This is a genomic window from Chitinophaga sp., assembly GCF_036569125.1.
GTDB lineage: Bacteria > Bacteroidota > Bacteroidia > Chitinophagales > Chitinophagaceae > Chitinophaga.
Window position 1 is genome coordinate 1 of sequence record NZ_DATCRF010000501.1, and the last position, 10,203, is coordinate 10,203.

Below are 10,203 nucleotides of genomic sequence, written 5' to 3' on the forward strand. Positions count from 1 at the left end.
GCGGCGCCATTTTGCAGGCTGCCGCGCTAAATATGATAGTGGTGATAGACGGGTTTATTGTAACGGCCGCACTAATGGCTGCACACCGTTTACAGCCGGCAGTAACAGATTACTGTGTATTTGCGCATTGCTCAAATGAAAAAGGGCACCTCGCTATGTTACAGCATTTACAGGTCACTCCACTGCTGCACCTGGATATGCGCCTGGGCGAAGGCACCGGCGCTGCCATGGCCATGCCTATTATACAATGCGCCACTGCATTCCTGGAAAACATGGCCAGCTTTGAAGATGCGCAGGTCTCTAATAAAACCAGCTGATTTGGATTATGGAACAATGGTATTTACTCCGCACCGCTATCATGTTCTACACGCGTATACCGGTGGGTAATATTCCGCATGGCCTTGACCGGTTAAGCAGGGCTACCCGTTACCTGCCGTTGATCGGCTGGCTGGTAGGCGGCGCCATGGCCCTGGTGCTGTATGGTTTAAACCTGGTTGCACCCTGGCCGGTAACCATTATCCTAACCCTTGTTACCGGCATCTGGATGACAGGCGCTTTTCATGAAGATGGTTTTGCCGATATGTGCGATGGTTTCGGCGGTGGCTGGACCCAGGAAAAGATCCTGCTGATCATGAAAGACAGCCGCATTGGCACCTATGGTATGTTAGGGCTGCTGCTGTTAATGCTGCTGAAGTTCTATTGCTTATTTGCTCTCTCCCCTTTTTTAGCCGCCATTGCTATTGTGGCAGCGCATGCGCTGAGCCGCTTTACCGCGGTTACCATTATCTACACCCATCCCTACGTACGGGAAAATGAGGATAGCAAAGCCAAGCCCGTATCCAAAGGCATTAAAGGCTGGGAGCTTTTTGTAGCAGGCTGTTTGGGCCTGTTGCCACTGCTGCTGGCTACTATATTGCTGCACCACTACCTGTGGCTGTTATGCCTGCCGGCTGTATGGCTGGCGCGTTTCTATATGGCCCGCCTCATGCGTAAGTGGATAGGCGGTTACACCGGCGACTGCCTGGGCGCCGTACAACAACTCTCAGAAACAGTTGTATATTTGTGCTTTTGCTTGGTGGAATGGAAATATACCTGATACGGCATACAACGCCGGCTATTGAACGTGGCACCTGCTACGGTTTTGCAGACCTGGATGTGGCCGGTACTTTTACAGAAGAAGCAACGCGTGTTAAACAGCTGCTGCCCGGCAAACCCTTTGTCGTATATGCCAGCCCGTTACAACGCTGCAGCAAGCTGGCGCATTTTTTATTTGGCGATGATCTTACCAAAGACGACCGTCTGAAAGAGCTCAACTTCGGCGACTGGGAAATGAAACGCTGGGACGATCTGGGACCTGATGCCCTGCAGGCCTGGATGGATAATTATGTATATGCCCGCGTACCGGGTGGTGAAAGCTATGAGGACCTGTTTAACCGCAGCGTGGAAATTTTCAAAGAAGTAATCGCTAAGAACCAGGATGCCGTGCTGGTTACCCACAGCGGCGTGATCCGCGCACTACTGGCTTATGTAACAAATACTCCGCTGGAAAATTCTTTTGAGCTGCGCGTGGAATACGGCCGCATAGCGCGTTTGCGGGTAACAGACGGAAAAATGGAGCTTTTAGGAGTGAACGAATGAGGAAGGCCGCATGCTGCGGTACTTTTTTCTGAAATACAGGTAAGAGCCTATCATCATGATCACTCCCAGCACAGAGAGGCTTAAAACCGTATTCATAAAGAACTGGCCCCAGGAAATATGCCAGTTGCCAAAGTTCTTTACCAGCAGTATGCTTACGCTGCCTAAATATCCAAAGGAATCTGCCACATAGATCAGGAAGCCTACATTGCTCACATATTTGAACGTGGCTATCAGCCGCTCAAAAAAGATACAGTTAAAGGGAATATAACCCATGTATAATCCCAGGCCGGTAAGCGTCATCCATACCACAGGGCTTATATATTGCTGCATGAATAACAGGGAGCTTACCGCTGCTATTACAAATCCCGCGATCACGATCAGGTAGTTCAGCATAAATGCCTTGTAATTATCCTTCACAAATACCAGCATGCCCATAATGCCCAATATGGCCAGCGATACCGGTACTTCTGTTTGGGTAAAAATTGCCGGGTCTTTGCCCATGCCCAGCTCCTGCCAGATGTTGGCTGCAAAATTATCCCGCATATCGCGCAGCATGGTAAGTATCACATAGCTGATAATACATAATACCAGCCCGGGCAGGAATTGCTGCAGCAGCTGACGGCGCTGCTGTTTGTTCATAGGCTCCCGGCGCGTGCGCAAAGCTTCATCGGTAGCGGTAGGCGGCGGTATTTGTTCCAGCAGCACCACAAAAATGATCATGGGCAGCATAAATAAAAGGCCGGTTACAAAAGGCATCCATAGCTCTGTAACATGCCAGTCAACCATTACCATTTTACCGGCAGATTTTACAAAGCCCGAAGAAAAAATAAAGCTGATAGACAGCACCGCACCCATAAACTCCGTGCTACGCCTGCCTTCCAGGTAACCGAATACCAGGCCCCAGATCATGCCCAGGGGAAATCCGTTCAGAAATAAAAAGAGGATGTTAAAAGGGGCCGGCACTACTGCAAACAGCAATAGCGCCAGCCAGGAGAATAGTATCAGGACAACAATGCTGCGGGCCCGCTTAGCGCTTTGCATTTCTGCAATAAAGCGGATGCCGTATATTTTACTGGCTGCATACCCCATTGTCTGGGCTATTACCAGCCATATTTTATAGTCAATGCCTAAAAAGCTGATCCCTTCAAACAAGGCTACTGCAAAAGGTTTGCGGAAAGCGTACATGCAGGAGTAGGTACCAAATGATACCAGGGCCGCATACAGCGAAAACGTAAACTGGTCTGTGCGTTTGAGCCGTTGTTGGACCCAGGGTAGGTTTAGCATTGATATAATGTACAATAATTATGTTACTGATTCATTAAATGATGCAGCGCCATCTGCTTAAACCGCTGCAGGTCGGGCAACGGTTGATCCGTGGCTTTGGCCTGGTCGTCCCAGGTGCGCAGGCGCACCATGTCGGCAAACAGCGGGTCGGCTTCAAAAGCAGCAGCTTCCGTTTCTGTCATAGGCCCTCCCTGGTAGGCCAGCGTTTGCTTGCTGGCTTCCGAGAGCTGCGCGTAATAGGTTGGATATTTAAACGTGAGATAACGTTTGGCATCCACATGCGAGCCTACCAGCCGGATAAGCGCATCCGAAAAGCCATGCTGCTTCAGAAAAATGCCGCCCCATTTTTCATGGTCCTGCACACCATAACCGCCCATGGAGGCGCTGCCTTCCATTTCGCACAGGTGGCCAATATCATGAAAAAAGGCTGCCAGTATCACTTCTTCGCTGCTGCCCGCCTGCTCCGCCAGCAGGGCGGCCTGGCACATATGCTCCAGCTGGGATACCGGTTCGCCTATGTAGTCGGCCGCCCCGTATTTTTCATACAGGCTAAAGATGATGCTAACTGTTTGCTCCGCTTGTTGTAATAACATGTGTGATTATTTTATCAGCCACATTACGGCATTAATATCATCCGTAGTGGTGCCAAATTGTTTTTGTAAGGTAGCGGACCAGTTGCCGGCATTGGCATTACGGTGGTTATCCGGGTACTTGAACCGCAGGGGTATCTTACCGCTGTTGCCGGTACCGGAACCGGTGCTGAATGCCGGTATACCTGTTCTGCGCCAGTTCAGGTAACCTTCCCAATCCGTGTTCTCAAAAAAGGCCAGGTACTTTTGTGTAATGATCTGTTGAAGTCCGTCCGTATTATCGCCTTTGTACTTTACCGTGGCCTGCGCATAATAATCCGTTTCAAAGTTAAACGGTATTTCATAACGTACATTCTTATACGTTTTAACAAAAGTACCTGCTTCCGGTATACCATAAAAACCCATGGAGGCCTGGATGCCTTTTTTATACCAGGATTCGGCCGAGCCGGTCACCCATTTACGGTTAATGGCTTCTGCAATGTTAAAACACATTTCCGGATAACCAATGATAATGCCCGGTTCTGCCGCGTAATTGGCATAATAACGGCTGCGGCTGCGCAGGGAATATACCGCAGTATCCACGCTGGACATTTTAGACGACATATCCGTCAGGTTCTCACCGGAAGGCGCGCCCACGTAAGCGGTAATATCCGCCGGCGTTTTCTTTAACCTGTTCAGCTGCTCCGTGGCCGGTTCCGCCGTAACAAAGGCACGCGGATCGCGCAGGCTTACCAGGGTATTCAGGTAAGTGGCCGACATATTATAACGCGTAGCATCAAAGCCCAGGTTATCGGGGTTCACGGGGTATTTATTGATGTTATTGTAAATGAACTGCAGGTTCTGATCCATTCCTTCCAGCAACGGATATTTGGTGGGGTTGGAAAGGATGGCGTTAAACTGCTGCTGGATCTTCAGCTCTGTATCTGCTTCTTTTTTACTCAGCGCAATTAACACCCGCAAATGGAATGCATTCACTGCGCGGCGCCAGTAATCCAGCTTGTTATTATAATAGAAATCATTGCGCAGCGTTTGCCCTTCTGAAGTATTTACTTTATCCGGGTTGTTGATCAGCGAATCCAGCGCGCTGTTAGCCTCTTCCAGCCAGGCAAGGATCTGAATGAACACTGTGCGCTGATCATCGTATTTAGGCGTAAGATTGTTTTTCCCCTGCAGGGCTTCTGTCATCGGCAGATCGCCTACCAGGTTGGTCATACGGTAAAAGAAATAGGCCCGGAAGAATTTGCCCAGCGCGGCATAGGGGTTCAGGGTATTGCCACCCAGGCGAATGGCTTCCTGCTCCATCTGCTGTACATTTTCCAGGCTGCCATAACCATCCAGCTTAGCGCCGCCCCAGTCATACCGCTGGTTACCGTAGTAGTTATAGTTGCAGCAGTCGAACTGGTTCCAGCGCATTACATCGCTCCAGGGCCTGATGGCATTCATATCGGAAAGTATGCTGCCCAGGGGCAGGCTGGGTGGCACCTGCGCAGGTTTATTGCTGTTTAATTCATCGTCGCTGAACTGCTTGTTACAGGCGCTCATTGCAGCGCCTAATACAACCGTGATCGCTAATATCTTAAGTGTTCTCATGAGTGTTGGTTTAAGGAGGCGTTAGAAAGTAACATTCACATTAAATCCATATCTGCGCGTAGTGGGCGTTTGCAGGGTTGAGGTTCCCTGGTCGCCGGCATACTGCTCAATGTCAATGTCCTTGTTTTTAGCAAAGTATAACAGGTTGCGGCCCACAAAGGAAACATTTGCCTGCCGGATGAAAGTGCGGCCCAGTATACTTTGCGGCAGGTTGTAGCCGATCACTACTTCCCGAAGCTTGGCAAAAGTTTTACTGATAAGATTGGCCTCGTTGGTATTGTAATAAACGCTGATGTAGTCCTGCAGATAGGTTTTAGTGGTGTTAGGCGCAAACTGCATGTCCTTGTAGTTGGTTACATTGCCGTTATTATCATAGCTGATGCCTGCGCCATTGCTGATCACCACACCCTGGCCGGTCCATGATTTTACGCCTTTGTAATCCTGGTAGCGGGCATCGCCCATGGCGCCTTCCACGGTTTTAATATTACGGCCCCCGCGGAAAGTTTGCTGCTGAATATAGTCGATCATGTTACCGCCTACACGCCCATCAAACTGGAAGCTGAAATTAAACTGCTTGTAGCGGAACACGTTGTTAATAGCCCAGGTCCAGTCGGGATTGGTATACCCCAGGAACTGCCCTACCGGGTTCACAATGGGGCGGCCATCGCCAGCATCATTAATGATCTGCCCATCCGGTGTTTTTACAAAAGCGGTTCCATAAAATCCATCCACACGGTCGCCGGGTTTAAAGAATACGTTCAGGGTATTTACGCCCGGGTAAAAGTCAACATACTTTTCCTTAAAGGTGCTCCAGTTCACCATCACATCCCAGTTCAAACCGGTGTTGCTGCACAGCGGCGATCCGGTGAGGGATGCTTCCCAGCCATTCTTACGGGTGGTTACCCCATTCACCAGGTATTTGTCATAACCGGCTGCATCGGTTACCTGCAGCTCGTAAATACGCGGGCCGTTCTTAGTAGTGAACCAGGTAACATCCAGGCCTATACGGTTATGCAGGAAACGGATATCCATACCTGCTTCATAGGCGGTGCTGGAAAAGGGTTTCAGGCTTGGGTTGGTAATGGTGCGGGTGTATGATGCGCCGGCCTGGTTCTGGTACACGGTGGATACGCTGTAACCCGGTGAGTTCTGGAAGGTAGGCCCGCCATAGGATGCATAGTACTGCGCTCCATACCCTAACGGATATACGCCCTGCGGCGTGGTGCCGATGGTATCCTGCGTAAGGCCGCCTTTTACATTGGCGTAGGAGCCGCGGAACTTCAGGAATGAAATAATTTCCGGCAGCTGCACATAATCGGAAACCACGGTGCTTAAGGATGCTGAGGGATAGAAATACAGGTTGTTGCCGGAGGGCAGGGTAGATAATTTATCGTACCGGCCTGTGAGCGACAGGGTGGCATATTTACTATAGGTCAGATCCACATACCCGTAAGCGCTCAGCACCAGCATGTCGGCACGGAAGGTGTTCGCATACAATGGATCGCGGGAGTTGGCAAAGCTGTACCAACCCGGCGCATTTAAATAATTGGTGCTAACAAAGCTGGAGTTGTATTTAAAGCTGCGGGCATTACCGCCAAGGGAGGCGCGTAAGTCCAGCTTATTAAAAGTGTTATGGTAGGTGAGCAATACATCGGTATTGTTCTCGAACAGGGAACGGCGGTCTTCCCGGTAATCGCCCTTACCTTCCTCGCGGCCATAGGGATGGGCGGAGTAAGGCATTTTTTCCGTACGCAGCAGGTCGTAGCTGCTTACTTGCGTACGGCCTAACAGCTCCAGGTGATCGTTCAGCTGGTAGGTTAATTTCATATAGCCGTTCATGTCTGTTTTATAATGGCCGCGCAGCCATTCCTTTACCATGAACCAGGGGTTGTGGTAACGCTGGTATTCCGCGTAAATAGACTGTACGCCTTCTTTACCGGGCTGCCAGTAGTTGCGCATATCATCTATATTCCAGTCGGCGCCGCCCCAGATCTCTATGTTATAAATAAGGCTGTTGGGGCCATAGTTCACATCCGGGAAATTATCGGTGTACTGGCGGTTGTAGTTCAGGTAAGATTCCAGGCGCAGGCGGGGTGAAAAGTTATAACCTGCAGACACGTTGAAGTTGGTGATGTTCAGGTGTGTGTTAGGTATAATACCCTGCTGGAAGGAGTGCGACAGGGAGAAACGCAGGTCGGCCTTATCTGTTTTGGCAGATACAGAAAGGTTGTTGGTGCTCAGGATGCCGGTGCGTATAAAACGTTTCAGGTTATCCTTGCCGCGGGCTATCCAGGGTGTGCCTTTACGCTGGCCCGTAGCAGGATCAATAGGGCTGTCGTACTGCGGTATCAGCTGCCCTTCAAACTTAGGTCCCCAAATGTCGTAGTCGCCGTCATTGGTGCCGCCGCCTTTACCATCTACAAATGCATAACGGCCATGATCGCCGGGACCATATTCATCCTGCACCTCGGGAATGGCAATAAATCCATTATCGAACATGGTGCTGGAATTAAAGTCAATGGAGAAACCGCGCTTGTCCTTGGATCCTCTTTTAGTAGTGATCATAATAGCACCATTCAGGCCACGGGAGCCATAGAGGGCCGATGCGGTAGCGCCTTTTAATACAGTATAGCTTTCAATATCATCCGGGGATATATTCCACGTATCAGAGTTTATGGGTACACCATCTACTACATACAGGTTAATGCTGCTGCCACGCAGCAATACTTGCGGAGAGGCCAGCATTTCTGCAGATGCGCCTACGGTAAGGCCGGCCACTTTCCCTACCAATCCGTTGATGGGATTAGGCTCGCGGGCTTTTACCAGGTCATCGCCTTTTATTTCCTGCACGGCATAGCCCAGGCGCTTTACTTCTTTTCGTATGCCCAGTGCCGTTACTACTACTTCGTCCAGCGCTTTTTTGTCGGAGTGTAAAGTAATGAGCAGGTTTTGCTGCCCTTTCACCGCTATTTCGGCCGGAACAAAGCCAATATAGGTGATCTGCAGGGTATCGCCCGGCTGCGTAGGGATGCTGAATTGTCCTTTGGCATCTGTAAGTGCGCCGCGGGTAGCGCCTTTTACTTTAATGGTGGCGCCGGGTACCGGCTGCTGGTCTTCTGCGGAGGTTACCTGCCCGCTTACCTGCTGTTGCGCCCATGCGGTGGCGCCGGCAGCTAACAGGAACAGCACAAGACATAGCCTTTTACAATGCTTAAGTAAAGAATGTTGCATGATAATGGATAGATTTTTGGTTTAGATGAGCCAGTTCAATAGTTCTCTAAAGGGCCTAATTACCATGCAAATGTTGCAGAAGAATGTAACCTAATTGTTAAGTAATACTAAAATAATTATTAAATGTGCAGATGTGCAAATATGCAGATGTGCAGATGGATTGAGTTTGTTTGGAGATTAAAAAATGTATATATGGATTGAATTATCTAATGACAGAGTTTGGTATAACACGAAGCAATATATTCATATGGGGTCATTTCATTTGCACATCCGCATATTTGCACATCTGCACATCATCAATTCTCTCCTTCCTGGAAAAAGTACACTACCAGGATCTTCGCATCCCCGTCCCCGATGTTGGCGGGTTTGTGGCCCAGGCGGCCGTCAAAGAAAAGGGAATCCCCTTCATTAAGGATATGTTTGTCGTTCTCTATCTGGTATTCTACTGTGCCCTGTAAAATGTATTTGTATTCGTAGGCATCGGTTTTCACCATCTGGTTGCGGCGGGCGCCTTTCTTCAGCTCCAGGATCACAATATCCACAGGAGTATTCTTCACATTTTTGGTAAGCACGCGCTTGTACAGGAATCCCCGGGCAGTTTCCTTTTCAAAGGCCTGGTAATCGGCCTGCTGTTTAATGATCACACGGCTGTTTTGCTGCGGCTGTCCTATCTCGTTAAAAAACTCGTTCATGTCCAGGTTCAGCGAGCGTATAATGTTAATGAGCACCAGCAGCGACGGTACGGTACGGTTATTTTCTATCTGGGAGATCAGCCCCTTGCTCACCGCGGCTTTATCGGCCAGCTCCTGGATAGTGATGCCTTTGGCTTTCCTTTTCTCTTTTATCTTATTGCTGATCTGGATAATGATGTCTTCCGTCATATACTACTTGATTACCATATAATAGGGTGGCCGGTCTGACAAAGAAAGTGAAACAAGCGCCAAATAGCAAACTTTTTAACAAGCTTATAACCATTCATATAATAAATTATATTTGTATAAATATGTCAGCCAAATGTTCAGTCTAGACCAGATCCTAACCATTGCCTTCACCCTTTTTGCTGTTATAGATATGGTGGGCTCCATCCCGGTGCTCATTTCCCTGAAAGAAAAACTGGGGCATATAGATTCCGGCAAAGCCACGCTGGCCTCAGGTTTCCTGATGGTGGGGTTCTTATTTGTAGGCGAGCCTTTCCTGAAATTAATGAGCGTTGACGTACACTCTTTTGCCGTGGCAGGTTCAATCGTGATCTTCGTGATCGGGCTGGAAATGATCCTGGGCATTGAGTTCTTTAAGAGTACTGATGCGGATAATAAGACCGGCAGCGTGGTGCCCATTGCATTTCCGCTCATAGCCGGTTCCGGCACACTCACTACTATTATGTCGCTGAAAGCCAACTTTGGAGAGTATAACATCCTGGCCGGTATTGTGCTGAACCTGGCTATCATTTACCTGGTGCTGCGTTCCCTGAGCTGGATAGAACGTATACTGGGCAAGGCCGGGCTGATGGTGGTACGTAAATTCTTTGGGGTGATCCTGCTGGCCATTGCCGTGAAGATCTTTAAAAGTAATGTGAACCTGTAGAAATAAGCATTTTGTAATTCAGGGTTAAAAACCTTAGTTTTGCCTTCCTTTCTAATCTGTGTTAGAATTGGCCTCGTAGTACAATGGATAGTATAAGAGTTTCCGAAGCTCCAGATCCAGGTTCGATTCCTGGCGAGGCCACTTAGCAATTTTCCAATTTTTAATTAATTCATTTTGAACCCTCTTTGGAGGGTTTCTTTATATAATATGGATGATTTTTGGGCAATTCGTTTACGGTTTTGTTTACGGATTTTTGTTTTTTATTTTGAATAGCATGATAGTCAAT

9 protein-coding genes and 1 tRNA gene are annotated in these 10,203 nt (G+C 48.9%); 5 read left to right on the forward strand and 5 right to left on the reverse strand.

The window, feature by feature from the left end; translation table 11 throughout:
- The 3 genes from VIM87_RS18935 to cobC all read left to right on the forward strand — a co-directional run.
- The coding region (locus tag VIM87_RS18935) for a nicotinate-nucleotide--dimethylbenzimidazole phosphoribosyltransferase (protein ID WP_331998510.1) at window positions 1-317 on the forward strand (317 nt) is incomplete at its 5' end.
- Window positions 318-325: 8 nt separating this feature from the next.
- Window positions 326-1,096: an adenosylcobinamide-GDP ribazoletransferase gene (cobS, locus tag VIM87_RS18940; RefSeq protein ID WP_331998511.1), complete on the forward strand. Its 771-nt coding sequence runs from the start codon at window positions 326-328 to the stop codon at window positions 1,094-1,096.
- Window positions 1,081-1,638, forward strand: coding sequence for an alpha-ribazole phosphatase (gene cobC / locus VIM87_RS18945; protein WP_331998512.1), 558 nt, complete (start codon window positions 1,081-1,083; stop codon window positions 1,636-1,638). The genes cobS and cobC overlap by 16 nt, the downstream gene beginning before the upstream one ends.
- On the opposite strand, the gene VIM87_RS18950 is transcribed toward cobC, so the two are convergent.
- The 5 genes from VIM87_RS18950 to VIM87_RS18970 form a co-directional block, all read right to left on the reverse strand.
- The gene (locus VIM87_RS18950) at window positions 1,621-2,922 is read right to left on the reverse strand and encodes a DUF5690 family protein (protein WP_331998513.1); all 1,302 of its coding nucleotides are present in this window, start codon (window positions 2,920-2,922) and stop codon (window positions 1,621-1,623) included. The two genes, cobC and VIM87_RS18950, sit on opposite strands and share 18 nt — an antisense overlap.
- Before the next feature lie 23 nt (window positions 2,923-2,945).
- A complete protein-coding gene (locus tag VIM87_RS18955; protein ID WP_331998514.1) occupies window positions 2,946-3,515 on the reverse strand; it encodes a phosphonate degradation HD-domain oxygenase in 570 nt (189 codons plus the stop codon).
- Window positions 3,516-3,521: 6 nt separating this feature from the next.
- The gene (locus tag VIM87_RS18960; protein WP_331998515.1) at window positions 3,522-5,102 is read right to left on the reverse strand and encodes a SusD/RagB family nutrient-binding outer membrane lipoprotein; all 1,581 of its coding nucleotides are present in this window, start codon (window positions 5,100-5,102) and stop codon (window positions 3,522-3,524) included.
- A gap of 21 nt (window positions 5,103-5,123) precedes the next feature.
- Window positions 5,124-8,291, reverse strand: coding sequence for a SusC/RagA family TonB-linked outer membrane protein (locus tag VIM87_RS18965; RefSeq protein ID WP_331998516.1), 3,168 nt, complete (start codon window positions 8,289-8,291; stop codon window positions 5,124-5,126).
- A 338-nt stretch (window positions 8,292-8,629) separates the two neighbouring features.
- Entirely contained in the window at window positions 8,630-9,214 is a 585-nt protein-coding gene (locus VIM87_RS18970; protein ID WP_331998517.1) for an XRE family transcriptional regulator, read from the reverse strand.
- A 133-nt stretch (window positions 9,215-9,347) separates the two neighbouring features.
- Here VIM87_RS18970 and VIM87_RS18975 point away from each other — a divergent pair, with 133 nt between their 5' ends.
- Both VIM87_RS18975 and VIM87_RS18980 read left to right on the forward strand, forming a co-directional pair.
- Window positions 9,348-9,917 (forward strand): MarC family protein, encoded by a 570-nt coding sequence (locus tag VIM87_RS18975; protein ID WP_331998518.1) that lies wholly within the window; start codon window positions 9,348-9,350, stop codon window positions 9,915-9,917.
- 69 nt (window positions 9,918-9,986) lie between these two features.
- Window positions 9,987-10,058 (forward strand) — tRNA-Arg (locus VIM87_RS18980).
- Window positions 10,059-10,203 lie beyond the last annotated feature (145 nt).

Excerpts from the sequence above, each read along its gene's own strand:
- VIM87_RS18960 (WP_331998515.1), bottom strand. The coding sequence starts at position 5,102 with ATGAGAACACTTAAGATATTAGCGATCACGGTTGTATTAGGCGCTGCA.
- cobS (WP_331998511.1), top strand. The coding sequence starts at position 326 with ATGGAACAATGGTATTTACTCCGCACCGCTATCATGTTCTACACGCGT.
- VIM87_RS18955 (WP_331998514.1), bottom strand. The coding sequence starts at position 3,515 with ATGTTATTACAACAAGCGGAGCAAACAGTTAGCATCATCTTTAGCCTG.
- VIM87_RS18975 (WP_331998518.1), top strand. The coding sequence starts at position 9,348 with ATGTTCAGTCTAGACCAGATCCTAACCATTGCCTTCACCCTTTTTGCT.
- VIM87_RS18970 (WP_331998517.1), bottom strand. The coding sequence starts at position 9,214 with ATGACGGAAGACATCATTATCCAGATCAGCAATAAGATAAAAGAGAAA.
- VIM87_RS18950 (WP_331998513.1), bottom strand. The coding sequence starts at position 2,922 with ATGCTAAACCTACCCTGGGTCCAACAACGGCTCAAACGCACAGACCAG.
- cobC (WP_331998512.1), top strand. The coding sequence starts at position 1,081 with ATGGAAATATACCTGATACGGCATACAACGCCGGCTATTGAACGTGGC.